We start from the raw sequence: 24600 nt of genomic DNA on the forward strand, positions 1-24600 counted from the left end.
GAAGTCCGAGCGTATAGCCCGACTCCGACAAGCTGTCCCGGGTTGTACGGAACCGTTGTCGTACTGATCACCTCGCGCGCGTGGGCACGCGGTGCCCGCGCGCCCCGGAGTACGTCACTCCGGGGCGACCGACCCGTCCGTGAGACCGTCGTGCATGCCGCGCACGAGCTGCTCACCGAGGCGCCCCGCGAGGCGGAGCGCCTCCTCGAAGGCGGCGAGCGCCCGGAACCGCTCCCCGTAGCGGAGCTGCTGGTCGAGCGGGAGCCGGGGCAGTTGGAGACGGCGCACGTCGAGCCTGGTCGCGGTGGACGCGTAGCTGCTGGCCTGGCGGTTGTTGGCGGTGCCGCGCAGGAAGCCGGCGAGGAACCAGGGGTCGACCGCGGCCGGGTCGGGACGCAGCAGGGTGAGGTTGCGGCCGAGGGCGGCCCCGGCGGTCGCGTCGTCGACCACGCGCGCGATGGCGCCGCCGCCGAGGACCGGGACGACGACGTCGCCCGCCTCGACGAGGACGGGTTCCTCGGGCGAAGCGTTGTCGGTCAGCGTTCCGGAGGGCGCGGTGCCGGCGATCACGTCGTGATCGGTGAGCACGCGCGCGTGGGGGCCGCTTCCGCCGGTGCGCATCAGCAGGGCGCCACCGCGGGCGAGTTCACCGATCGTGGTGAGCGGCCAGCGGGCGGGGCCCGCGGTGCCGGTGGGGGGCGGGGTGAGGTCGGCGGTCAGGCGGAGGGTTTCGCCGAGGCGTTCGCGTACGGCCGTGAGTTCCGCCGCGCCGCCGCCCGCGGCGGGCGGGGGCAGATGGCGGGCGGGGGCCAGGTCGACGTCGTCGTCGAGGAGCTCGATGACGGGCACGGAGCGGCTCACGCCGGGCTCTTCGCGGGTGGTGCCGGTGCGGTCGAAGGGGTGCCAGGCGTCCAGGACGGCGGCGCGGACGGCCGGCCAGTCGAGACGGCCGCGGCCGTCGGCGGCCTCCGAGACGCCGGCCGTGTCCGCGAGGAGCACCTCGGGCTGCGCGGGCGCCCTTTCGGGGCGGCGCAGCACCCACAGGTGCAGCGGGATGTTGTACGGGGGTGCCGCGCCGACCGGCAGGGCGATGACCGCGCGCAGGGCGCCACGGCGCAGGAGATCGGCGCGGATGCGGCGGCCCGAGCGGCGGGAGGCGGCGGCGGGGGGCATCAGCAGGACGGCGGTGCCGCCGTCCCTGAGGCGGGCCAGCGCGTGCTGCACCCAGGCGAGTTCGGATTCCGTACGGGCCGGGAAGCCGTACTCCCAGCGGGGGTCGTAGGCGAGTTCGTCGTGACCCCAGTTGCGCTCGTTGAACGGCGGGTGGCACAGCACCGCGTCGGCTCTGAGGGTCTCGTACGCGTCGGCCCTGAGGCTGTCGCCGACCGCGGTGCGGACGGCCGCCCTGGTGTGCAGGGCGAGGCGGAGTGCGGTGAGCTCGGCGAGTTCGGGGGCGCTGTCCTGTCCGTAGAGCTCCTGGTCGGTGCCGGGGGCGACGGCGCGCAGCAGGGCGCCGGTGCCGCAAGCCGGGTCGAGGAAGCTGCGGGCGGGGCCCGCGAGGTCGGCCATCAGGGCGGCGAGGTCGCCCGGCGTGAGCGTGTACTGGCGCGGGTTGGCGTCGAGGTGCCGGCCGAGCAGGAACTCGTACGTCTGGCGGGCGCCGAGCTCGGCGGCGAGTTCGGCCGCGCCGCGCAGCAGCGGGGCCGAGGGGAGGAGTTCGGCGGGGGCCGGGGTGCGCACGGCCGGCCGGCGGACCATGCCGAAGCGGGGGGCGAGGACCTGTTCGAGGGCGGTGGGCAGCAGTTCGGCCAGGCGTTCGTCGGAGGCGGCGCTCAGCTCCAGCCAGACCGTGGGGCGGTCGTGGATCAGGAGAAGTGCGCAGCCCGCGTGGACGAGCGCCGCGACGGGGCCCTCCGGGTGGCCGACGAGCTGCTGCCAGACGCGTTCCCGTAGGGGTACTTCGGCGAGTTTGCCCTGTCGGCGCAGCCAGTCCTCGACCTCGGCGAGCGCGAAGGACGGGCTGGTCTCGGTGCCGCCGACCGGTTTGGGGAAGTCGGCGTGCCGGCGGCGCCAGTTGCTCACGGCGGCGCGGCCGACCCCCGCGAGCCGGGCGATTCCGGCGGCGGTCACCTCTGTCGCGTTGTCCTGCACCCGCCCGGCTCCCCTCTACCTGGTGTGCGTACGACCTCGTGCGTGACGCCGAGCATACCGACCTGCACAAGATCTACCGATTCACGCCCGTGTACACAACCCATTCCGTGAACCGTGTTGACTCGGTTCACAGCCTCTGTTCTTATTGACCCACCGAACGAGCGACCTCCGGAGGGGGACGGTCGCTCCGTAGCAGGGGGAGGAACTGCCGTGGGTATGAAGGGCAAGATCGCGCTGGGCGTTGTGGTCGGTGTCGTCGTGATCGGCGCGGTGTCGGCGAACGCGGGGGGGCGACGGCGACAAGGACAACGGCGGCAAGGGCACGTCGGCGTCCGCGGGCCAGAAGCCGGGCGGGAAGACCGACGGCAAGAACGGCACGACGAAGAAGGCCGTCAAGAAGGCCGCGTTCGACGGCGACGGTGACTTCGAGGTCGGCAAGGACGTCAAGCCCGGCACGTACCGCACCACCGGCAACACGGACGACCTGTGCTACTGGGAGCGCGCCAAGGACGCCCTGCACTCCATCGAGTCGATCAGGGCGAACAACAACGTCACCGGCTCCGCCGTCGTCACGATCAGCGCGAGCGACGCCTACTTCAAGACCACCGGCTGCCAGGAATGGAAGAAGACGGGCTGACCCGGTCTCCTCCCCGCACCCACCCCCACTTCACCGAATATCACGTCTCACCTCAAGGAACTGTCATGCGTCGCACCGCACTTGCCGCTCTCTGCCTCGCCGCCGCGGCCACCGCGGGACTCACCGGCTGTCTGCCCGGCCAGGACAAGGCGGACAGCAAGCCGAAGGGCCCGTTCGCCGGGCTGACCGGCGGCGAGATCGCCGACCGGGCCGTGAAGGCCACCAACGGTGCGTCGTCGCTCCGGATGAAGGGCGACGTCCCCGACGACGAGAGCGGCGGCACGATCCAGCTGGACATGGCCCTGAACAAGAAGGGCGAGTGCGCCGGCACGATGAGCATGGACGGCCAGGGCAAGGCCGACCTGATCAAGACCGACGACACCGTCTACATGAAGTACGACGAAGCCTTCCTGCGCGCCCAGAGCAAGGGCGAGCCCAAGGGGGACACCGACGCGGTCGTGGCCATGATGGCCGGGAAGTGGACCAAGATGTCGGCGAAGGGCCAGGACGCCAAGGACATCGCGAGCTTCTGCGACCTGGGCACGGTGCTCGCCGGCGCCGAGGACGTGAACTCCGACGCCACCCGGGGCAAAACGACGACGGTGGAGGGGACGCCTGCGATCGTCCTCCACGAGAAGGACGGCAAGGACCGCTACACCCTGTACGTCGCCACCGAGGGCAAGCCGTATCTGCTGAAGGTCGTCAGCACGTCCGCCAAGGACGCGGGCACGATCGCCTTCAGCGACTACCAGAAGCCGGTCCCCGCCGAGGCGCCCAAGGGCAAGGTGCTGGACCTGGACGCGCTGAGCGACTGACGCCGCCGGGCGAGGGGTGCGGCACCGGTCACAGCCGGTGCCGCACCCACACGTTGGGCTCGACGTAGACGGCGTAGCCGCGCCCCGGTTCGCAGTGCACCGGAACCAGGGCGCCCGGCACTTCGACGAGCCCCTCGGTGTCGAAGGGCCCGATTTTCGCGGGCGCCGGGCAGCGGACCGTGAGCGGCGGTGAGCGGTGGACGGAGGTGTCAGTTCGCGTGGAAGCGCTTCGGGGCCTCGGTCGGGTTGCCCCCGGAGGGGAGCTTCTGGCCGGGGCAGGTCGACAGCACCTTCTTCATGGCGGCCTTCTCCGCGGACGTCACCCACAGGTCGTACTTCTTCTTCACGGCGACCTGGGCGGCGACGTACGTACAGCGGTACGCCTTGTTCTGCGGCAGCCATGTCGCCGTGTCGCCGTCGCCCTTGCTGCGGTTGGGGCCGGCGTCGACGGCGAGGAGGTTGAGCGGGTCGTTGGCCAGGGCTATGCGCTTGCCGGCGTCCCAGTACTTGGCGCCCTTCTGCCAGGCGTCCGAGAGCGCGACGAGGTGGTCTATGTCCACCTGGCTGCGGCCGCGCGCGAAGGTGACCTGCTGACCGGTGTACGGGTCCGGGTCCAGCACCCCGGCGGTCACCTTGCACTTGCCGTCGCTGAACTTCACCTCTTTCAGGTCCCGTTTGAGGATGTCGTCCCGGGTGTCGCACCGGTTCGAGTCCGTGTCCGCCCATGCGGTACCGAACCTGCCCCGGTCGTACCCCGTCTTCGGCGCCCGCCCCTTGACGGTCAGCGAGTCGACCGCGGAGATCGCGGCACCGCCGGCCGCCGTCTCCTGCGGTCCCGAGGATCCGTTGGTCTCCTTCTTGCAGCCGCCGACGCCGCCGACAGCGATCAGCACCGCCGCGGCGGCGGCCGCCCCACCCCTCAGACGCACGCGACGCCCCTCCCCTTGCCTGTCCTGTTGCCTGTCCTGCTACCCGCTTGCCCCGTTCCCGCCGTTCCCACCGTAGCGGCCGGGGGGTGTTGGCCATACCGCCCCCAACGGGCAACAGGTGCACGCCGGGTGCGTCGCCGGTGGTGCGGCGTCTCCGGTAACTTCGATGGACGGGGATCGGCGAGGGGCGCCTCAGACCTTCCCGATCCCCAGTGTCGTCTCCGGCGGGAACAGGCCCGTGCCCAGTACCGCGACCCAGAACTCCCCCAGCAGGTCGGCGAGTCGGCCGGTCGCGTCGGCGCCCAGGGACTGCCAGGGCTCGGCGGCGAGTTCGTCGGTGTGGTGCTCGACCTGGCGGCGCAGGGCGCGGCCGGCCTCCGTCGCCACACCGTCCTCGCCCACCAGGCCCCGTGCGGCCAGCCGGTTCCGCGCGGCCGTCCACTCCTCGGACGTCCAGCCACGGCTCTCGAAGCGCTCCACCGAGGCCGCGCCTATCGCGGCGAAGGAGACCAGGGCCTCGACCGGGTCGAGGCCCGCGACGAGAAGTGCGGCGAGGTGGCCGTCGCCGCGGTGTTCACGCAGGATCGTCGCCGCGTGCCACAACTGCTGGTGCGGGGCCTCGGGCCAGGGCAGCTCGGCGTTGGCCGCGGCCAGCGGGCGTCCCGCCGTGTTCGCCGCCTCTGCCGCACGGCGGGCCAGCGCGGCCGCCTCGGCGAGTTCGGGGCTGTCCGCACGGTCGCCGAATATCGCCCGGTAGGCCCGGTCCATCGCCGCCTCCCGCGCCTTCAGCACCGCGTCCGGGCTCGCGGTGTCCCAGGCTGAGTCCATGTACGCGGCGACCATGCGCGGACTGAAGCTGTAGAAGGCGGAGGTCACGCGCTCGCTTCCGACGGCACCCAACGGCGCGGCGCGGTACGGGAAGTAGCTCTCCCAGCGTTCCTGAGTCCCGTATCCCAGCGCCGCCGCCTCGTCGAAGGCTTCCGGCGCGTAATACAGCACGGCGTGCAAGGGCTCCAGCAGATGCCAGAGCCGGCGCACGGTGCCCAGGTCGACACCGGTCCGCTCCTCGCCCCGCACCGTGCCGCCGCCCCCGCTCGCCCCGCTGGTGTTCTCGGACATGACACTCCCCCTCGACCCGATTCCCGAGCGCTCTCACGCCCGACACAACTTGACACTGACTAGATTGCCGGAGGTTGCCCAACTTGTCAATGCCTAGATTCCGCGTACGCTTCACCTCATGCCGAGCAGCCAGACCGCCGATCAGCGCGATCAACCCGACCAGCGCCCCTACCACCACGGAGACCTCCGTCGCGCGATCCTGGGCGCCGCACTCGACGTCATCGCCACCGACGGCCCCTCCGCACTGAGCCTGCGCGACCTGGCACGCCGGGCGGGCGTCTCGCACGCGGCGCCGGCCCACCACTTCAAGGACCGCACCGGCCTGCTCACCGCCATCGCGGCGGAGGGCTACGAACTGCTCGCCACCGCCCTGGCCGACGCCGATGACCTGCGCGACGCCGGCGTCCGCTACGTACGCTTCGCGACCGGGCACCCGGCGCACTTCCAGGTGATGTTCACACCGGAGCTGCTCCGCGCGAACGACCTGGAGCTGACGACGGCCAAGGCCCTCGCCGGCGAGCGGCTGCGCTCGGCCGTCTCCGACGCGCCCGCCGGCCGCGGCCCCGACCCCCGCCTCGCGGGCGTCGCCGCCTGGTCCCTGGCCCACGGCTTCGCCACGCTCCTTCTCAGCCACAACCTGGACGGACCGGTCGGCGACCAGGACCCGGAGGAGGTCTTTCGCACGCTGGCGGGAATGCTGTTCCAGTCGAAGTCGTCTTGACCGGCTTGACCTTGACACCGGCGTCAGGGTTCGACGATCCCTCCCATGAACAGCACCAGAACCGTCCTCATCACCGGCGCCGGCACCGGAATCGGCCGGGCGACCGCCCGCGCGTTCGCCGCGGAGGGGGCTCGGGTCGTCGCCGTGGGCCGCCGCGAGGCCCCGCTCGCCGAGACCACCGAAGGGCACCCCGGAATCACCCCGCTCCCCGCCGACGTCACCGCCGAGGACGCCCCCGCCCGCATCATCGACACCGTCCTCGACACCCACGGACGCCTGGACGTCCTCGTCAACAACGCGGCGATCGTCGGCACCGAATCCCTGGCGACCTACACCCGTACGTCCATCGAACCGCTGCTCGCCACGAACCTCATCGCGCCCGTCCTCCTGACGCAGGCCGCGCTCCCCGCTCTCACCGAGAGCCGGGGCGTGATCGTCAACGTCAGTACGTCCGTCGGGCAGCGCGCCTGGCCCGGCAACTCCCTCTATGCCGCCACCAAGACCGCACTCGAACTCCTCACCCGCAGCTGGGCCGTGGAGCTCGCACCGCGCGGCATCCGGGTCTCGGCCGTCGCGCCCGGCGCCATCGCGACCCCCATCGGCCGGCACTCCGGTTTCACCCCGGAGCAGAGCGCGGCGATCCGCGAGTGGCAGCTCGCGCACACTCCGCTGGGCCGCATCGGCCGCCCCGAGGAAGTGGCCTGGGCGATCACCCGACTCGCCGCGCCCGACGCCTCCTTCGTCACCGGCGTCGTCCTACCCGTGGACGGCGGCGCCGTCCTCACCTGAGCACCCCACCGTCCTCACGCGAGCACTCCACCGCTCCGCCGTCCTCACCCGAGCACTCCGCCACTCCACCGTCCACACGCGAGCACTCCACCACTCCACCGTCCTCACGCGGGAGACTCACCCACCGCCACCGCCACCGCCACCGCCACCGCGCACGGCCCCCGCCTCCCGTAGGGCCGCCGCCAGCCGTTCCCGCACCGCCAGCTGGGCCGCGATGCGCTCGTCGATGACGGCCAGACGTTCGCGCGCGACCCCGAGCGCCCTGGCGGAGGCGGGGCCGGCGGTCATGTCGCCGTCCAGGCAGGGCAGGAAGACGCGTACGTCGTCGAGGGTGAGGCCCGCGGCCAGGAGGTGGCGGATGTTGCGTACGCGCGTGACGGTCCCCTCGTCGTACACGCGGTAGCCGTTGGCGGCGCGCCGCGACGCGATGAGACCCGCCCGCTCGTAGTGGCGCAGGGCGCGCGGCGTGGCCCCCGTCGCCCTCCCCAGCTCACCTATCCGCACGCCTCACCGACCAGCACACCTCACCCACCCGCACACCTCACCACCCAGCACACCGCCCCCTACGAGCCAAGGATCGTAGTCAAGAACTCCCCGGTCCAGCCCAGCAGTTCCCGCCCGACCAGCGGCTTCCCGCCCACCTTCGCCGTCTTGGGGCGCGGCACCAGCACCTGGTGCGCGGCCGGCTTGATGACCGTGCCGGGGTACAGCCGCTTCAGCCTCAGTTCCTGCGACTCCCGCAGCTCCACCGGCGCGAAGCGGATGTTGTTGCCCTGGAGCACGATCTCGCCGACCCCGCACGCGCGCGCGTGCATGCGCAGGCCCGCGACCAGGAGCAGGTTCTCCACCGGCTCGGGCAACTTGCCGTAGCGGTCGACGAGTTCCTCCCGTACGGACTTGATGTCCTCCTCCGTGTTCACGGAGGCGATCGCCCGGTAGGCCTGGAGCCGCAGCCGCTCGCCCGGCGCGTAGTCGTGCGGGACGTGTGCGTCGACCGGCAGTTCGATCTTGACCTCGAGCGGCGGCTCCTCCTCCACGCCGCCCTCCAGCGACGCGCGGTAGTCCGCGACCGCCTCGCCGACCATGCGTACGTACAGGTCGAAGCCGACGCCCGCGATGTGGCCCGACTGCTCGCCGCCGAGCAGATTGCCCGCGCCGCGGATCTCCAGGTCCTTCATCGCCACGTACATGCCCGCGCCCATCTCCGTGTGCTGGGCGATGGTGGCCAGGCGTTCGTGGGCCGTCTCCGTCAGCGGCTTCTCCGGCGGGTAGAGGAAGTACGCGTAGCCCCGCTCACGGCCTCGGCCCACCCGGCCTCGCAGCTGGTGCAGCTGTGACAGGCCGAAGTTGTCGCCGCGCTCCACGATCAGCGTGTTCGCGTTCGAGATGTCGATGCCCGATTCCACGATCGTCGTGGACACGAGCACGTCGTACTTCTTCTCCCAGAAGTCGACGACCACCTGCTCCAGCGTCTGTTCCGACATCTGGCCGTGGGCCGTGGCGATACGGGCCTCGGGGACGATCTCGCGCAGCCTCGCCGCGGCCCGGTCGATCGACTCCACCCGGTTGTGGATGTAGAAGACCTGGCCCTCGCGCAGCAGTTCGCGGCGGATGGCCGCGCCGATCTGCCGCTCCTCGTACGGGCCCACGAAGGTCAGCACCGGGTGCCGCTCCTCCGGCGGGGTGGTGATCGTGGACATCTCGCGGATGCCCGTGACCGCCATCTCCAACGTACGGGGGATGGGGGTGGCCGACATCGTGAGGACGTCGACGTTCGCGCGCAGCTTCTTCAGCTGCTCCTTGTGCTCGACGCCGAAGCGCTGCTCCTCGTCGACGATGACCAGGCCCAGGTCCTTGAACTTCGTCTCCGACGAGAACAGGCGGTGGGTACCGATGACGACGTCCACCGAGCCCTCGCGCAGGCCCTCCAGGGTGGCCTTGGCCTCCGTGTCCGTCTGGAAGCGGGACAGCGCGCGGACGTTCACCGGGAACTGCGAGTAGCGGTCGCCGAACGTCCCGAAGTGCTGCTGCACCAGCAGCGTCGTCGGGACGAGGACCGCGACCTGCTTGCCGTCCTGCACCGCCTTGAAGGCCGCCCGGACCGCGATCTCCGTCTTGCCGTAACCCACGTCGCCGCAGATCAGGCGGTCCATCGGGACCGTCTTCTCCATGTCCTCCTTGACCTCGGCGATCGTCGTCAGCTGGTCGGGGGTCTCCGCGTACGGGAACGCGTCCTCCAGCTCGCGCTGCCACGGCGTGTCCGAACCGAACGCGTGCCCGGGAGCCGCCATGCGCGCGCTGTACAGCTTGATCAGGTCCGCCGCGATCTCCTTGACCGCCTTCTTGGCGCGCGCCTTGGTCTTCGTCCAGTCCGCGCCGCCCAGGCGGTGCAGGGTGGGGGCCTCGCCGCCGACGTACTTGGTGATCTGCTCCAGCTGGTCGGTCGGGATGTAGAGGCGGTCGCCGGGCTGGCCGCGCTTGGCCGGCGCGTACTCCACCACCAGATACTCGCGGGTCGCGCCCTGCACGGTCCGCTGCACCATCTCGATGTAGCGGCCGACGCCGTGCTGCTCGTGGACGATGTAGTCGCCCGCTTCGAGGGTCAGCGGGTCGATGGTCTTGCGGCGCCGGGCCGGCATGCGCGCGCCGTCCTTGGACACCGAGCGCTGGCCGGAGAGGTCCGTCTCGGTGAGGACAGCGAGTCCGAGCCGCGGATCCACGAAGCCGTAGTCGATGGAGCCGCAGGCGACGTGCACGAGGGAGGGGCTGATCTCGGCCAGGTCCGGGTCCAGGCGGGCCGCGATGCCCTCGCCGCCCAGCACCTCGACCGTACGGGCCGCCGGGCCGTGGCCCTCGGTGACGTACACCGTGCGCCAGCCGTCCGCGAGCCAGCCCTTGGTGTCGGCCAGCGCCTTCGCGGTGTCGCCGCGGTAGCTCTCGGGGGCGTGCATGCCGAGCTTCAGGGTGTCCGCGTCGAGTTCGTCGTCCGCGGCGAACGGCGACACCGACCACCACATCATCTCCAGCTCGCGGGCCCGGTCCCGGACGTCCGCGATGGCCCACAGGGAGGCCGCGTCGACGTCGATGGGGGCCTCGCCGCCGCCCGCGGTCGCGGCCCAGGACGCCTGGAGGAACTCCTGACTGGTGGCCACCAGGTCGGCCGCCCGCGTCCGCACCCGCTCCGGGTCGCACACGACGGCCATCGAGCCCTTCGGCAGGACGTCGATGAGCAGTTCCATGTCGTCGACGAGGACGGGCGCCAGGGACTCCATGCCCTCCACGGCGATGCCCTCGGCGATCTTGCCGAGCAGCTCGCCCAGCTCCGGGTGGGCCTCGGCCAGGGCGGCGGCCCGCTCCCGTACGTCGTCCGTGAGCAGCAGCTCGCGGCAGGGCGGCGCCCACAGGCCGTGCTCGGCGACTTCGAGGGACCGCTGGTCGGCGACCTTGAAGTAACGGATCTCCTCGACGTCGTCGCCCCAGAACTCCACGCGCAGCGGGTGCTCCTCGGTGGGCGGGAACACGTCGAGGATGCCGCCTCGTACGGCGAACTCGCCGCGCTTCTCGACCAGCTCGACCCGCGCGTACGCGGCCGCGGACAGCGCCTCCACGATCGTGCCGAGGTCGGCCGTCTGCCCTGTGCGCAGCGCCACCGGCTCCAGGTCGCCCAGGCCCTTGACCTGCGGCTGGAGCACGGAGCGGATCGGCGCCACGACGACCGAGACCGGGCCGGTCTCGGGGTCGTCGGCGCGCGGGTGGGCGAGGCGGCGCAGCACGGCGAGACGGCGTCCGACGGTGTCGCTGCGCGGGCTCAGCCGCTCGTGCGGAAGCGTCTCCCACGACGGGTACTCCACGACGCGGTCCGGCGGGAGCAGGGAGCGCAGGGCCGCCGCCAGGTCCTCGGCCTCCCGTCCGGTCGCCGTCACCGCGAGGACCGTACGGCCGGTGTCCCGGGCGAGCGCGGCGACGGTGAAGGGGCGCGCGGCCGGAGGTCCGACCAGGTCGACGTGCATGCGGTTGCCGTCGGTGGCGGCCTGCACCGCTTCGGCGAGTGCGGCGTCCTTGGCGACGGCGTCGAGCAGACCGTGCAGGCTCATGAAGGGTTCCATCCCGAGGAGAGGGCAACGCGAAGGGCCCGACACGTCTCACGGGCCGGGGGTTCTCCAGCGTACGACGCCCCGCGCCGGCATGCGCGGGGCTGTGGACAACGTCCGCTCACCTTGTGACGGGTGAGGGACGGCGGCGGGCCCGGTTCCGCAGGCGATGTGCCTCCGGAACCGGGCCCGTCCCCCGTTCCCCCGTCCCCGTCCGCGACCGCGACCGCGGCCAGGGCCACGGCCACAACCGCCGGAGGCTACTCGGTGGCGATCGCGTTCAGGACGTTCATCCGGCCTGCCCGGAACGCCGGGATCAGTGCGGCGAACAGGCCCACGAAGGCCGAGCCGATGAACACCCCGATGATCGTCGGCCAGGGGATCTCCAGGACGTTCAGGCCCTCCAGCGCCAGGAGCTTCTGGGCGGTGGTGCCCCAGCCCATGCCCAGGCCGAGGCCGAGCAGCGCGCCGAACAGCGCGATCACCACCGACTCCAGGCGGATCATGCGGCGCAGCTGGCGCCGGGAGAGGCCGATGGCCCGCATCAGACCGATCTCACGTGTCCGCTCCACCACCGACAGGGCGAGGGTGTTGATCACGCCGAGGACCGCCACGATGATCGCGAGGGCCAGCAGGCCGTAGACCATGTTCAGGAGCTGGCCGACCTGATCCTTCAGTTCCTGCTTGTAGTCGGTCTGGTCGCGGACCTGGTACTGCGGGTAGGGCTCCATGGCCTTCTTCAGCGCCGCGTACGCCTGCTTCTCCTGGCCCTTCTTCGCCTCGCCGAACATGATCTGGTTCGGCGGGATCTTGCCGGCCGGCACGTACTTCTTCATGGTCTCGATGGACATGTAGCGCGCGCCCTGGTCGATCGCGACGTCGTCGTCCGTGATCGCCGCGACCTTCAGCCTGGCCGTGCTGCCACCGGTGAAGGCGACCGAGACGGTGTCGCCGACCTTCACCCCGTGCTTCTTGGCGTAGTCCGAACCCACCGACATCGCGTCCTTGCCGTACGCCGCCGTCAGCTCGCCCGCGGTCGTCTTGCGGTGCAGGTCCTCGGCGTAGGAGGGGTCGGCCGCGGTGATCCCGGAGCCGTCGACCTTGCCGTCCGGCGTGGTCAGCTCGGCTTTCAGATCCTTGTAGCGGGTGACGTGCGCCAGACCCGGGGTGGCCTGCATGGCCTTCTCGGCCTGGGCGACGATCCGCTGGTTGCCCTGGACGATGAAGTCCGCGCCGACGGTCCTGTCGAGTTCGTCGGTCGCCGAGGCGACCATCGAGGAGCCGACCACGGAGAGGCAGGCGACCAGCGCGAGGCCGATCATCAGGGCCGCACCGGTGGCCCCCGTACGCCGCGGGTTGCGCAGGGCGTTGCGCTCGGCCATGCGTCCCACGGAGCCGAAGGCGCGCAGCAGCACCGCGCTGATGACACGGACCACGACGCCCGCGAGCAGCGGGCCGATGATCACGAAGCCGATCAGGGTCAGGACGACGCCCAGGCCGAGCACCAGCGAACCGTCGCTCGCCTTGTCGGCGGTGGCCGCCGCGTAGAGCGCGAAGGTGCCGGCGCCCGTGAGGACCAGACCGATCAGGCCGCGTACGAGACCCGCCTTGCCGTCCGCCGGGGTGCCGGCGTCGCGCAGCGCGGCCATCGGGGAGACCTTGCCCGCGCGTCGGGCGGGGAGGTAGGCGGAGAGGACGGTGACGACGATGCCGAGCAGCAGGCCGGCCACCGGGGTCGTCGCCTTCACCGTCAGATCCCGGGTCGACAGGTCCATGCCCATCGACGACATGACCTTCATCAGGCCGACCGCGATGCCGACGCCCGCGGCGACCCCGAGGAGGGAGCCGACGACGCCGAGCAGCAGCGCCTCGACGAGGACGGACCGGTTGACCTGCCCGCGGGAGGAACCGATCGCCCGCATCAGGCCGATCTCGCGGGTGCGCTGGGCCACCAGCATCGAGAAGGTGTTGATGATCAGGAAGATGCCGACCAGGAACGCGATGCCGGCGAAGCCGAGCATGGCGTACTTGATGACGCCCATGAACCCGTTGATGCCCTTGCGGTTCTCGTCGGCGGTCTCCTTCTGCGTCCGCACCGTGTACGCGCCGGCGCCGAGTGCGTCGGCGACGTTCCGCTTGAGCTGCTCGTCGCCGACGCCGGCCGCGGCCGTGACGTTGATGTGGGTGAACCGGCCGGTGGCGCCGAGCAGTTCACGCTGCGAGGTGGCGGTGTCGAAGTAGACGACGGCGGCACCGGGGTTGGTCACCTTGAAGGTGGCGATGCCGGCGATCTTCGCGCGGAAGTCGCCCGTCACCGCGATGGTGCGCAGTTCGTCGCCGAGCTTCAGGTGGTGCTTGTCGGCGGTGTCGGCGTCGACCATGACCTCGGTCGGACCGCGCGGGGCGTGACCTGAGGTGATCTGCATCGAACGCAGGTCGTTCTTCGTCCAGTTGCCCGCGATCGTCGGGGCGCCGGTGGTGGACCCCATGTTCTTGTTGTCGCTGTTGACGACGGTCACGTTCATCGAACTGACGGCGCCCTCGGCGGACTTGACGCCCTCGGCCTTCCCGGCCCGGGTCAGGGCCGAGGCGGGCATCGACTCGGGCCTGCCGCTCTGCGGGTCCTCGTCGCTCTTGGCCGCCTTCGGTGTGACGGTCACGTCGGAGGAGGTGGCCGCGAACAGCTTGTCGAACGTGGTGTTCATGGTGTCGGTGAACACCAGCGTGCCGCAGACGAAGGCCACCGACAGCAGCACCGCGACGGCCGACAGGGCCATCCGCCCCTTGTGCGCGAAGAAGTTGCGCATCGAGGTCTTCAGCACGGTCATGACGTACGCCCCCGCGCGTCGAAGTCCTTCATGCGGTCGAGAACGGCGTCGGCGGTGGGCTCGTACATCTCGTCGACGATGCGGCCGTCGGCCAGGTACAGCACCCGGTCCGCGTACGAGGCGGCCACCGGGTCGTGGGTGACCATCACGATGGTCTGGCCCAGCTCGGCCACGGAGCGGCGCAGGAAGCCCAGTACCTCCGCTCCCGCACGGGAGTCGAGGTTTCCGGTGGGCTCGTCGCCGAAGATGATCTCGGGGCGGGCCGCGAGGGCCCGCGCCACGGCGACGCGCTGCTGCTGGCCGCCGGACAGCTGGGTGGGCCGGTGCCTGAGGCGCTCGCCGAGCCCGACGGTCTCGACGACCTGGCTCAGCCAGCCCTTGTCCGGCTTACGGCCCGCTATGTCCATGGGCAGCGTGATGTTCTCCAGCGCGTTCAGCGTCGGCAGCAGGTTGAACGCCTGGAAGATGAAGCCGATCCGGTCCCGGCGCAGCCGCGTGAGCTTCTTGTCCTTGAGGCCGGTGATCTCGGTCTCGTCGAGGAAGATCTGACCGCTGGTGACGGTGTCGAGCCCGGCGAGGCAGTGCATCAGGGTGGACTTGCCGGACCCCGAGGGGCCCATGATCGCGGTGAACTGGCCGCGAGCGATGTCCACGTCGACGTGGTCGAGAGCGACGACACGGGTCTCTCCGGACCCGTACGCCTTGACGACCTGCCGAGCTCGCGCGGCAACGGCCGTACGCCCTCCAGTGCCCCCGTGCCTGGGAATGGTCACAGCCGATGTCACGGCAACTCTCCTATGTCGGTCAGCAGATGCGAAGAAGTGCGCGCGGGCCGGTCAGCGGACGACCTGCGGTGTGCTGCGCTACGCCGTTGAGTCTGGCGCCGGGAGGTGGTGTGGCGCGCTGGTGCGCAGCGCAGTCTTTTCCGGGGGTAAACCCCACCCCCGGAGCTGCGGTCCGTACGACCCCCGTACGCCCCGACCGCATAAAGCCAGGCTAAGGACCGGGCCGGTCCTTCTCCTCCTCCGGCGGAACGAACCCTCCCCGGGACCTAGTAAGGAGGTCCCCCTAGGGGCAGTCCACCGTGAGGTGGACCGGTTCTCGGGGTCGACTCCACCCTCCGGCCCATCCAAGCTCCACCCTCCCGTGGCGTGAGGGTCAAGTGAGAGGGTGTGGGCGGCGGATGGATGCAGGGGGAAAGGAATTCGGTGGACGACACCAGACCCGCACTGCGCGAGACGGCTCGACCCCCCGGTACCGACAGGCGCGGGCCCGTCGTCGCCGCCCTCATGCTCTCCATGGCGCTGGCCGCGCTCGACTCGACGATCGTCTCGACCGCCGTACCGCAGATCGTCGGTGACCTCGGCGGCTTCTCGGTCTTCTCCTGGCTGTTCTCCGGCTATCTGCTCGCCGTGACGGTCACGCTCCCCGTCTACGGCAAACTCTCCGACACCTTCGGCCGCAAGCCGGTGCTCGTCGTGGGCGCCGCCCTGTTCCTCGCCGGCTCCCTGCTCTGCGCCACCGCCTGGAACATGGCCGCGCTGATCGCCTTCCGGATCGTGCAGGGCCTGGGTGGCGGCGCGTTGCAGGGCACGGTGCAGACGCTCGCCGCGGACCTGTACCCGCTGAAGGAGCGCCCGAGGATCCAGGCCAGGCTGTCCACGGTGTGGGCGGTGGCGGCGGTCGCCGGACCGGGCATCGGCGGGGTGCTGGCGGCGTACGCGGACTGGCGCTGGATCTTCCTGGTCAACCTGCCGATCGGCGCGGTCGCCCTGTGGCTGATCGTCCGCTACCTGCACGAACCGGAGCGGAAACCGTCCGGTACCCGCCCGCGCGTCGACTGGGCGGGCGCGCTGGCGGTGTTCGCCTGCGGCGGCGTCCTGATCACGGCCCTGGTGCAGGGCGGGGTGGCGTGGCCGTGGCTGTCGACGCCCTCGATCGCCCTGTCCGGTACGGGACTCGCGCTGGCGGCGCTCGTGGTCCTGGTCGAGCGCCGGGCGGCCGAGCCGATCATCCCCGGGTGGGTGTGGCGTCGCCGGACGATCGCCGCGGTCAATCTCGCCCTCGGCGCGCTGGGGCTGCTGATGGTGGCACCGAGCGTGTTCCTGCCCACGTACGCCCAGTCGGTCCTCGGCCTGGCCCCGGTGGCCGCCGGATTCGTGCTCTCCGTATGGACGCTGAGCTGGCCGGTGTCGGCCGCGCTGAGCCAGCACGTCTACCGGCGGATCGGCTTCCGCAACACGGCGCTGCTGGGCATCGGCGCGGCTGCCCTGATCCTGCTGGCGTTCCCCTTCCTTCCGTACCCGGGCGCCGCCTGGCAGCCGGCCCTCCTGATGCTGCTGCTCGGCGCCGCGCTGGGCCTCTTCCAGCTCCCGCTGATCGTCGGCGTCCAGTCGACCGTCGGCTGGGCGGAACGCGGCACGACCACCGCGTCCGTACTGTTCTGCCGCCAGACCGGCCAGACCATCGGCGCGTCGGTCTTCGGCGCGATCGCCAACGGGGTGCTGGCCGCGCGGCTGGGCGGCGCGAGCGACCTCGACTCGGTGACCCGGGCCCTGGACGCCGGCACCGCCCCGGAGTCGACGCGCCGGGCGATCGCGGACGCGGTCCACGCGGTGTATCTGGGGGCGGCGGGTGCGGCGGCGCTGGCGTTCCTGGTGCTGCTGGTGCTGGCACCGCGGCGCTTTCCGGTGCTGAAGACCCAGCCGGCCGAAGACGATACGGCCCGCTGAGGCCCGTCCGGCGGATCAGGCCTGGACGCACACTCGGCCACGCCAGGGGACGGCCCGGCCGCCGGGCCGCACAGCGGGTGCACGGCTCAGCCGCACAGCGGGTGCCGGCTCGGCCGCACAGCGGGTGCACGGCTCGGCCGCACAGCGAGCGCACAGCTCAGGGGTAAACGCGGGTAACACCCGACGTCAGCGAAGTAAGCGCATACCGACCACTCAGTTTGGTGAAAAGCCCGCACGCCCCGACACCTCCGAGTAGCGTGCGTCGCCACCGCCCCCCGCTCCCTGCGGTCCCGCACCGGACCCGAGCCACGCAAGGAGAACCGGGATGTCCTACGACCCGTCCCCGTCGTATCCCGTTCCACCGCACCACACCTACTCCACCCCACCGCACCACGCCCACCTCGATCCTCCGGCCAACTCGTCCCCCTCCTACGCCACTTACCCCTGGCAGCCGCAACCGTCCGAACCCGCCCGGCAGCGGCAGCCGCGCCGAGCGGCCCTCGGCCACCACAGCGACCTGCGGCTCCTGCGCGGCGCCTACCGCTGGCAGCGCCGCGTGGCCACGCTCACCGCGCTCGGCTACTTCATGCTCTTCCTGCTCCTGTCCGCGTTCGCCCCGTCCTTCATGACCCGCACCGTCTCCGGCGGCCTGTCCCTGGGACTGCTGCTCGGACTGCTCCAAGTACCCGTCACCGGTCTGGCGATCGCCCTGTACGAGTACACGGCACAGCACACCGTCGACCCGATCGCCGACCGCATCCGCAAGCAGGCCGACCTGGACGCCCAGCGGGAGGCCGCACGATGAGCACGAGCAGCACACAACACGCCGCACCCGCCTTCACCGGATTCAGCAGTTCCGCGCAGGCGATGTCGCTCGTGGCGTTCACGACCGTCGCCACCATCACGCTCCTGCTGTGCGTGATGACCGGGCCCGACCGCGACGACCTCGAAGAGTTCTACACGGGCTACGGCTCCCTGTCCCCGATGCGCAACGGCCTCGCCATCGCGGGCGACTACATCTCCGCCGCGACCGTCCTCGGCACCGGCGGAGTCATCGCCCTCACCGGCTACGACGGTGTCGTACTCGCCCTCAGCACGGCCCTGTCCCTCATGCTGCTGATGTTCCTGCTGGCCGAACCCCTGCGCAACGCGGGCCAGTTCACCATGGGGGACGCTCTCGCCCGGCGCATGCCCGGACGGGCGGTACGCGTCACCGCGTGCGTCGTCACCATCGCCGCGCTGCTGCCGCTGATGCTCGTCCAACTGGCCGGAACGGGCGACCTGCTGTCGTTCATCCTCGGCTTCTCCAACGACACCCTGAAGACCGGCTGCATCATCGGCCTCGGCGCGCTGATGATCAGCTACGCGGCGATCGGCGGTATGAAAGGCACCGCCCTCATCCAGATCATGAAGATCGTCATGCTGCTCGGTTCCGGCGCCGTCGTCGCCGTGCTCATCCTGCACCGCTTCGACTGGGACCCGGGCGCCCTGTTCTCGGCCGCGGCGGCACACAGCGGCGCGGGACCGGCGTTCCTGCGCTCCGGGCTCGAGTTCGCCGGCGGGCCCAACCCGCGCCTCGACATGATCACTACGGAGCTGACGGTCGTCCTGGGCGGCGGCTGCCTCCCGCACGTCACCATGCGCATGTACACCGCCAACAGCGCACGTCAGGTGCGGCGGTCGATGTCCTGGGCGGTGCCCGCGGTGGCGCTGTTCGTGCTCGTCATCACCGTCGTCGGCTTCGGCGCGACGGCGCTGGTCGGCCGCGAAGCCATCGCCGCCGCCGACCCACAGGGCAACACGGCCTACCTGCTGGGCTCGCGGGCGGCGTTCGGCCCGGACGTGTCGTCGGCGGAGACACTCCTGTTCACCACCGTGACCACCGCGCTCTTCCTCACCCTGCTCGCCTCGGTCGCCGGGATGATCCTCGCCTGCGCCAACTCCCTCGCCCACGACGTGTTCGCCGCGCGGGTGCAGGAGATGTCGCCGCGCCGCGAGATGACCCTGGCCCGCCTGTCGGCGCTGGCGGTGGGCGTACCGACGATCCTGCTGGCCACCCTCGTCCACCACCGCAGTCTGCAGCCGCTGGTCACCCTGTCGTTCTGCATCGGCGCGTCCGCCATCGCGCCGGCCCTGGTCTACGGCCTCTTCTGGCGCCGCTACACCCGAACCGGCCTGCTCTGCACCCTGATCGGCGGCACCCTGTCCGTGGTCCTGCTGCTGCCGGGCACCAACCTGGTCACCGGTTCACCCGCCGCCGCCTTCCCCGACGCCGACTTCAACTGGTTCCCGTTCACGACGACGGGCCTGGCCACCATCCCCCTCGGCTTCCTCCTCGGCTGGCTCGGCACGCTGCTCTCGGGCCGGCAAAAGGCGGAGGCACAGCGCAGGCAGTACGAAGCCGTCGAGGGATGGATCCTGGCGGGGGCGGTGCGCAGGAGCGGATGAGCGCCCAAGAACCTTCGGCGGACGGGCATCACGGGCCCTCGGCGGGTGAGCGCAAGGGCCTCGGGCGGCTGAGCGTCAAAGGCCCTCGGCCCACTCCGCCGGGGCCCGCCCCGTCAGTGCGGTGAGGCTGCTGCGTACGTGGTCCATATGGGCCCGTACGCAGTCCCACTGCTCGCCGTGATCCCGCAGCACCCGCTCCGTCTCACGGGCGACGCGGTCCGCATGGACGCGGGCCTCGGCGAGCAGCACCCGGGCCCGCTCCTCCGCGTCCTGCTGCGCCTGCCGGGCCGACTCCGCCGCCTCCACCAGGGCCCGTTCGGCCTCGGCCAGCGCGGCCTCGGCGCGCACCACCCGCTCCGCGTGGTGCGCGTCGAGCGCCGCCGCCCGCTCGGCCGCCTCCCGCTCCGCCCGCTGCCCGCGCTCCGCGTGCTCCTTCTCCTGCTCGGCGAGCAGCGCCTCCGTGCGCTGCCGCACCTCCCGCAGCGCCGCCAGCGCCTCGCCGCGCCCCTCCTTCACCTCGCGCCGCGCCGAGATCCGCAGGTCGTCCGCCTCGGCCCGGGCCGCGAGCAGCCGCGTACGGATCCGCTCCTCCGCCTCCTCGCACACCTCGTCGGCATACGCCTGCGCGGCCTCCCGCACCCGCCGCCCCTCGGCCTCCGCCTCCTCGACGACGTCCCGGGCCTCCCGCCGCGCGGACTCCCGTACGGCCTCGGCCTCCTCCTGCCCCAGCTCGAAGATCCGCCGCGCCCGCTCGCCGAGCGACTCGTACCCCTGCGGAGCCAGCCCCGCCACCGTCTCGCGCAGCCGCAGCGCCTCCCCCTCCATCTCCCTCGCCAGCACGGTCAGCCGCGCGGCCCGCTCCCAGGCGGCGTCGCGATCCCGCGAGAGGGCCGCGGCATACGCGTCGACCTGCTCGGGACGGTAGCCACGCCGTACGGGCACGAAGCCGTGCGGCGACACCGGTGCGCTGCCCATCGTGCTCATCGTGGAACCCCTCTCCGCCATACACGGAACGCCATACACGGAACGTTCTCAACGGAACGTCATAAAACGGATTGCCGTACACAGAACGCCGTACACAGAACGTCTACACAGAATGCCGTACACGAAATGAAGATTTCGCGCACATCTTGATGGATCGGGCGTAAGTGTTCATAACGCGACACTCCGCCTGCCCGTCACGGTCGGAACGGTTCAGCGTGCGCACGCAAAAGGGTCGGGCCCGGTCATTCGACCGGGCCCGACCCTTGGATTCCCTCAGCTTCGTCCTACAACAACCCGTCCCACATCTGCTCCAGCAGCACCGACCACCAGCTCTCCGGAGAGCCGAGCGCCGCCGGATCGAGGGAGGCGAGCTGCGCCTGGAAGTCGACCGTCCAGCGGCCCGCCTGCTCCTGGTTGAGACCGAACCGCAGGCGCCACATCCGGCCCAGCAGTGCGAGACAGCGCGCGAACTCGGGCAGCCCCGTGTTCACGAACTGCGGCGATACGGGCGCACCGCCCGGCCCCGCCTCCACCGGCACGGCGACGATGTTCGCCGTGCCGTACTGGACGCAGATCGCCTTGCCGAAGTCGCTTCCCATCACGAGGTACGAACCCGCGTCCGGGCCCGGCTGCACCCCGCGCTCCTGCGCCAGCTCCGCCAGGGTCGGCACCGGACGGCCCGGCTGGGCCTGCGCCCAGAAGAACGGGCCCATGTCGACCGGCAGACCGGCCACCACCAGGGTGTGCGCCACGATCGGCGGCACCCCCTGCCGGGACACCGCGGCCTGGTCGAAGTGGAAGACACCGGGACCGAAGGCGGCCGCCAGCTCCTGCGCGATCGCCTCCGGCGGGATCGGCTGCGCCGGCGGCACCGGCGGCAGCGGCGACCGCACCGGACCCGGCCGCGCCGGACCGTCCGCCACCTGATGCAACTCGCCCTGGTGCGCGAGGAGTTCCTGCATGCCCTGCTGACGGCTCGCGTGATCCGTGCCGTACGTGGCGATGCTGGTGATCCGCGCCTGCGGCCAGCTCTCCCGGATCATCCGCGCACAGTACGCACCCGGCAGCTCGCACGACTCCAACTCCGTGTGCAGCTCCAGCACCTGCTGCGGCGGCACGTTCATGGCGCGCAGCTCGTGCAGGATCTGCCACTCCGGGTGCGGGGTGCCCGGCGCCGAACGCCGGATGAGCTGCTGCTCGGAACCGTCCTGGGCGCGGTAGCGCAGCACGGCCTGGTAGCCGGGACCGACGGTCGGCTGACCGGTTGGCGGATAGCCGTACGCCGGGGGCTGCTGACCGGGCATCGGCTGCGGCGGCATCGGCTGACCGGGCATCGGCTGCGGCGCCATGGCCTGTCCCGGCTGGGGCGGCGGCCAGCCCTGCGGCACACCCGGAGGCGTACCGGCAGGCATGCCCGGAGCACCGGGAGCACCCGGCGGGGGCAGACCGGGACCGCCGACCGGGGGACCGGCCAGCATCGTCTCGGCGTGGTGCACACCACCGGGGCCACCGGGGGCTCCAGGAGCACCGGGTGCGCCCGGAGGCATGCCCGGGGCACCGGGGGCACCCGGCGGCGGAAGCGGCGCGCCCGGGCCGCCCACCGAGGGACCGGCGAGCATGGTGGCCGCGTGATGGACGCCACCGGGAGGCGTACCGCCCGGAGTGTTCGGGGCACCGGGCGCGCCGGGAGCACCCGGCTGACCGGGAGCACCGGGCGGGCCCGGAGGGTTCGGGACGCCCGGACGGCCCGGAGCGCCGGGCGGACCGGGGGGCTGGGGCGCGCCGGGGCCGGCACCGGGCCGGCCCGGGTCGGCGAACATCGTGGCCGCGTGATGGACACCCCCGGGCGGCGTACCGCCCGGAGGGTTCGGCGTACCGGGCGCGCTCGGCGGATTCGGGCCCGCGAGGCCCTCGGGCCCGTCCGGACCCAGTTGCGAGACGAGCTGCGTCGGCACGTACCCGCCCGCGGGCGTACCCGGAGCACCGGGCCCGGACGCCGGAGGCATGGCACCGGGCGCACCCGGCGTTCCAGGCGCACCCGGAACCCCCGGCGCGCCCGGCGGACGCGGCGCACCCGCGCGCGCACCCCGAGGCGGCGCCGCCTTGCTGGTCGCGGCGTCGGCGATGTCACCGGCGTTCGGCGCGAGCGGCCGCCCCGGAACGGGCGAACCCGTCGGAGCCTGCGGAGCACCCGGAGCGTGCGGAGCACCGGGAGCCTGCGGGGCACCGGGCGGCGGCGTCCCCGGAACCGCGCCGGGACCTTGCGGATAGCCGTACGAAGGCGCACTCGGGGCCGCGCCGGGACCCTGCGGATAGCCGTACGAAGGCGCACTCGGGGCCGCACCCTCCGGCGCACCGGGACCCTGGGCCGCCGACGGCCCGGAGGGAACCCGCGGAGCACCGGGGCCCGGGGGCGGCGTGACGGGGCCCTGCGGAGCAGCGGGCACCGCGTCGTCGAGGGCCGGCGCCACCGTCGTACGCGGAAGCCCGCTGCCGCCCGACATCAGCGCCGTCTTGGCGTCCGGCGTCGCGGCCGGCGGCGGAGTGTCCTCGTCCCTCAGGTCGCCGAGGCCGCTCAGCGGCGGCGCGAACACGGTCGCGGGCAACGGCACCGAACGGTCCTCGCCCGCCTCCGCGTTGGTGTCGGTCCCGGCCCACGGGGTCGCCCCCGGAGGCGGACCCGGAACGCTGTCCTGCGGCGCCGCGTCCTGTACGTCGTCGTCCGCACCACCGGCCGCGGGCCACGGCGTACCCCCGCCGGGAGCCGCCGACGCGGCGTGCGCCCCCGGCGCGGCCGACGCACCGTGCGCGTCCGCGTTCCCGCGCGCATCCGAAACCCCACCGGACGCCCCACCGGACACCGCGGCGGCCGCCCCACCGGACGTACCACCGACCCCGGAACCCGACGCGCCACCGGCCACACCGCCGGACGCACCGCCCGAGGTACCCCCGGACGCACCGCCCGACGTACCGTTCCGCCGGTCCGGAATCCCCATCCGGTCCGCCGCCTCCTGGAGCCACTCCGGCGGGCTCAACAAGAACGACGTCTGATTCAGATCCACCCGCGCCGGAGGCACCGGCGCCGCTTCCGGCACCACCTCCGGCACCCCGTACTCCTCCTCGTACCGACGGATCACCTCACCCACCGGCAGCCCGGGCCACAGCGTCGCCTCCCCGCTGTCCCGCGCGATGACGAGCCGCTGCGCGCCCCCGTCCGAACGCGGACCGTCGGCGCGGTCCTCGGCCCACACCACGAACCCCAGCTCGAACTCCCGCACCCGCACCTCACGGTGCTGATAGCCGGGCACGTCCCCGTTGATCCATTCCTCGGCGCGCTCCTGCGCCTGCGCGAAGGTCACCATCGGACGCTCACTCCCCCACCGAAGAGACGGGAACGGCACGCGCGAAACCGCCGTCCACCATCAGATTCGCCACCGTCTCCAGCTCCGGCGGATTACCCGCGAGCCGCGACAGGAACTGGTCGAAGTCCTCACCGCACGGCAACAACAGCCGCTGCACCCGCTCCGCCGGCGGCCACGCGTCCTGATCCCGGGCATCGTCATACGCGCAGAACCAGACCGACCCGGCCCCGTCGCCCTTCACCTTCACGGCCACCAGACCGCCCTGCACGAACCCGACCCCCAGGTAATCCTTGGTCAGATGGTCCCGCAGGCACTTGTTCACATACACCAGGTCGTTGACCGCGGCCTCGTCACGCACCGTGAAGAACGGCTGGTCCACCAGCAGACCCAGCTCGGCGTCCAACGCGGCACCCACCGGCGCACAACCACCCGCCGCCTTCAGGAACGACCGGTACGCGCCCGGCAGCCGGTACCCCAGATCCTCTTCCACACCCTGGACCTGCTGCTCCGTCACCGCCACCGACGACTTCGGCAACCCGAAATGCGCCGGCCGCGTCTCCTGCAACGGCCGCGTGCCCCGCTTGTTCTGGTCCACCACGGCCGTCGCCAGACCACCGTGATGCCGCAGCAACGCCTTCACCTCGACCGGCACCAGCTCAACGCGCCGTGTCCCCGGCACGTGATGCCAGGTCCAGCCGTGCGGAGTCGCCACCGCCGGAATCGTGTCCCACAAGTCATGCCCGGACGCGGCCAGCGCCGCGTTCGCCGAGACATAGTCCGTGAGACGCAACTCATCGACACCGAAGCCCTCCGGAGGCTCCGCGATCTCCGCCGCGGCACGCGCGTAGGCCGAGAAGTCGGGATAACCGTGCTCGTCGACCCGCACACCCCTCGGGTGACGGGCAGCCCGGACCGGATCCGGGAATTGCACGACCTGCCCGGCATAGGCCGCGTTCGGCGGCGCGGCTTGCTGCCCGAGCCGACCTGTCGTCAT

16 protein-coding genes and 1 pseudogene are annotated in these 24600 nt (G+C 72.0%); 6 read left to right on the forward strand and 11 right to left on the reverse strand.

Annotated elements, in window-relative coordinates; all coding sequences use genetic code 11:
- Nucleotides 1-114: 114 nt before the first annotated feature.
- Nucleotides 115-2151, reverse strand: a complete 2037-nt coding sequence (locus GTY58_RS18495) for an N-6 DNA methylase (RefSeq protein ID WP_010984973.1) — start codon at nt 2149-2151, stop codon at nt 115-117.
- Nucleotides 2152-2853: 702 nt separating this feature from the next.
- On the opposite strand from GTY58_RS18495, the gene GTY58_RS18500 reads away from it, so the two are divergent.
- Nucleotides 2854-3603 (forward strand): hypothetical protein, encoded by a 750-nt coding sequence (locus tag GTY58_RS18500; protein WP_010984974.1) that lies wholly within the window; start codon nt 2854-2856, stop codon nt 3601-3603.
- A gap of 28 nt (nt 3604-3631) precedes the next feature.
- Here GTY58_RS18500 and GTY58_RS40755 read toward each other — a convergent pair.
- The 3 genes and pseudogenes from GTY58_RS40755 to GTY58_RS18515 all read right to left on the reverse strand — a co-directional run.
- Nucleotides 3632-3751, reverse strand: a pseudogene (locus GTY58_RS40755) (N-acetyltransferase); the annotation flags it as partial.
- A 61-nt stretch (nt 3752-3812) separates the two neighbouring features.
- Entirely contained in the window at nt 3813-4532 is a 720-nt protein-coding gene (locus tag GTY58_RS18510; protein WP_010984975.1) for an HNH endonuclease family protein, read from the reverse strand.
- 192 nt (nt 4533-4724) lie between these two features.
- Nucleotides 4725-5651, reverse strand: coding sequence for a hypothetical protein (locus GTY58_RS18515; protein ID WP_010984976.1), 927 nt, complete (start codon nt 5649-5651; stop codon nt 4725-4727).
- Between the two features lie 118 nt (nt 5652-5769).
- Here GTY58_RS18515 and GTY58_RS18520 point away from each other — a divergent pair, with 118 nt between their 5' ends.
- Together GTY58_RS18520 and GTY58_RS18525 are read left to right on the forward strand one after the other, a co-directional pair.
- Nucleotides 5770-6372, forward strand: a complete 603-nt coding sequence (locus GTY58_RS18520) for a TetR/AcrR family transcriptional regulator (protein WP_010984977.1) — start codon at nt 5770-5772, stop codon at nt 6370-6372.
- A 45-nt stretch (nt 6373-6417) separates the two neighbouring features.
- Nucleotides 6418-7161: an SDR family oxidoreductase gene (locus GTY58_RS18525; RefSeq protein ID WP_010984978.1), complete on the forward strand. Its 744-nt coding sequence runs from the start codon at nt 6418-6420 to the stop codon at nt 7159-7161.
- Between the two features lie 117 nt (nt 7162-7278).
- On the opposite strand, the gene GTY58_RS18530 is transcribed toward GTY58_RS18525, so the two are convergent.
- The 4 genes from GTY58_RS18530 to GTY58_RS18545 all read right to left on the reverse strand — a co-directional run bounded on the left by GTY58_RS18530 (nt 7279) and on the right by GTY58_RS18545 (nt 14865).
- On the reverse strand, nt 7279-7665 hold the full coding sequence (locus GTY58_RS18530; RefSeq protein ID WP_010984979.1) for a MerR family transcriptional regulator: 387 nt from the start codon (nt 7663-7665) through the stop codon (nt 7279-7281).
- 59 nt (nt 7666-7724) lie between these two features.
- Nucleotides 7725-11255: a transcription-repair coupling factor gene (gene mfd / locus GTY58_RS18535; protein WP_010984980.1), complete on the reverse strand. Its 3531-nt coding sequence runs from the start codon at nt 11253-11255 to the stop codon at nt 7725-7727.
- A 257-nt stretch (nt 11256-11512) separates the two neighbouring features.
- Nucleotides 11513-14080, reverse strand: a complete 2568-nt coding sequence (locus tag GTY58_RS18540; RefSeq protein ID WP_010984981.1) for an FtsX-like permease family protein — start codon at nt 14078-14080, stop codon at nt 11513-11515.
- On the reverse strand, nt 14077-14865 hold the full coding sequence (locus GTY58_RS18545; protein ID WP_010984982.1) for an ABC transporter ATP-binding protein: 789 nt from the start codon (nt 14863-14865) through the stop codon (nt 14077-14079). The genes GTY58_RS18540 and GTY58_RS18545 overlap by 4 nt, the downstream gene beginning before the upstream one ends.
- A 423-nt stretch (nt 14866-15288) precedes the next feature.
- Between GTY58_RS18545 and GTY58_RS18550 the strand changes: the two genes are divergently transcribed.
- The 3 genes from GTY58_RS18550 (at nt 15289) to GTY58_RS18560 (ending at nt 19260) form a co-directional block, all read left to right on the forward strand.
- A complete protein-coding gene (locus GTY58_RS18550) occupies nt 15289-16812 on the forward strand; it encodes an MFS transporter (protein WP_107083273.1) in 1524 nt (507 codons plus the stop codon).
- A 325-nt stretch (nt 16813-17137) separates the two neighbouring features.
- Nucleotides 17138-17617, forward strand: coding sequence for a DUF485 domain-containing protein (locus GTY58_RS18555; RefSeq protein ID WP_010984984.1), 480 nt, complete (start codon nt 17138-17140; stop codon nt 17615-17617).
- On the forward strand, nt 17614-19260 hold the full coding sequence (locus tag GTY58_RS18560; protein WP_010984985.1) for a cation acetate symporter: 1647 nt from the start codon (nt 17614-17616) through the stop codon (nt 19258-19260). The genes GTY58_RS18555 and GTY58_RS18560 overlap by 4 nt, the downstream gene beginning before the upstream one ends.
- A 75-nt stretch (nt 19261-19335) precedes the next feature.
- Here the strand turns inward: GTY58_RS18560 and GTY58_RS18565 are convergent, their stop codons facing one another.
- The 3 genes from GTY58_RS18565 to GTY58_RS18575 form a co-directional block, all read right to left on the reverse strand.
- Complete coding sequence (locus GTY58_RS18565) at nt 19336-20235, reverse strand: cellulose-binding protein (RefSeq protein WP_010984986.1); 900 nt, start codon at nt 20233-20235, stop codon at nt 19336-19338.
- Between the two features lie 293 nt (nt 20236-20528).
- A complete protein-coding gene (locus GTY58_RS18570; RefSeq protein WP_042493232.1) occupies nt 20529-23606 on the reverse strand; it encodes an SUKH-4 family immunity protein in 3078 nt (1025 codons plus the stop codon).
- Nucleotides 23607-23613: 7 nt separating this feature from the next.
- Nucleotides 23614-24600 (reverse strand): SMI1/KNR4 family protein, encoded by a 987-nt coding sequence (locus tag GTY58_RS18575; RefSeq protein WP_010984988.1) that lies wholly within the window; start codon nt 24598-24600, stop codon nt 23614-23616.

The sequence above is a fragment of the Streptomyces sp. SID5469 genome (assembly GCF_009862865.1).
GTDB classification, from domain to species: Bacteria; Actinomycetota; Actinomycetes; order Streptomycetales; family Streptomycetaceae; genus Streptomyces; species Streptomyces avermitilis.

Bases quoted from the DNA above. Each gene is read 5' to 3' on its own strand.
- GTY58_RS18525 (WP_010984978.1), top strand. From the start codon at position 6,418: ATGAACAGCACCAGAACCGTCCTCATCACCGGCGCCGGCACCGGAATC.
- GTY58_RS18570 (WP_042493232.1), bottom strand. From the start codon at position 23,606: ATGGTGACCTTCGCGCAGGCGCAGGAGCGCGCCGAGGAATGGATCAAC.
- GTY58_RS18540 (WP_010984981.1), bottom strand. From the start codon at position 14,080: ATGACCGTGCTGAAGACCTCGATGCGCAACTTCTTCGCGCACAAGGGG.
- GTY58_RS18520 (WP_010984977.1), top strand. From the start codon at position 5,770: ATGCCGAGCAGCCAGACCGCCGATCAGCGCGATCAACCCGACCAGCGC.
- mfd (WP_010984980.1), bottom strand. From the start codon at position 11,255: ATGAGCCTGCACGGTCTGCTCGACGCCGTCGCCAAGGACGCCGCACTC.
- GTY58_RS18560 (WP_010984985.1), top strand. From the start codon at position 17,614: ATGAGCACGAGCAGCACACAACACGCCGCACCCGCCTTCACCGGATTC.
- GTY58_RS18575 (WP_010984988.1), bottom strand. From the start codon at position 24,600: ATGACGACAGGTCGGCTCGGGCAGCAAGCCGCGCCGCCGAACGCGGCC.
- GTY58_RS18500 (WP_010984974.1), top strand. From the start codon at position 2,854: ATGCGTCGCACCGCACTTGCCGCTCTCTGCCTCGCCGCCGCGGCCACC.
- GTY58_RS18565 (WP_010984986.1), bottom strand. From the start codon at position 20,235: ATGGGCAGCGCACCGGTGTCGCCGCACGGCTTCGTGCCCGTACGGCGT.
- GTY58_RS18555 (WP_010984984.1), top strand. From the start codon at position 17,138: ATGTCCTACGACCCGTCCCCGTCGTATCCCGTTCCACCGCACCACACC.
- GTY58_RS18515 (WP_010984976.1), bottom strand. From the start codon at position 5,651: ATGTCCGAGAACACCAGCGGGGCGAGCGGGGGCGGCGGCACGGTGCGG.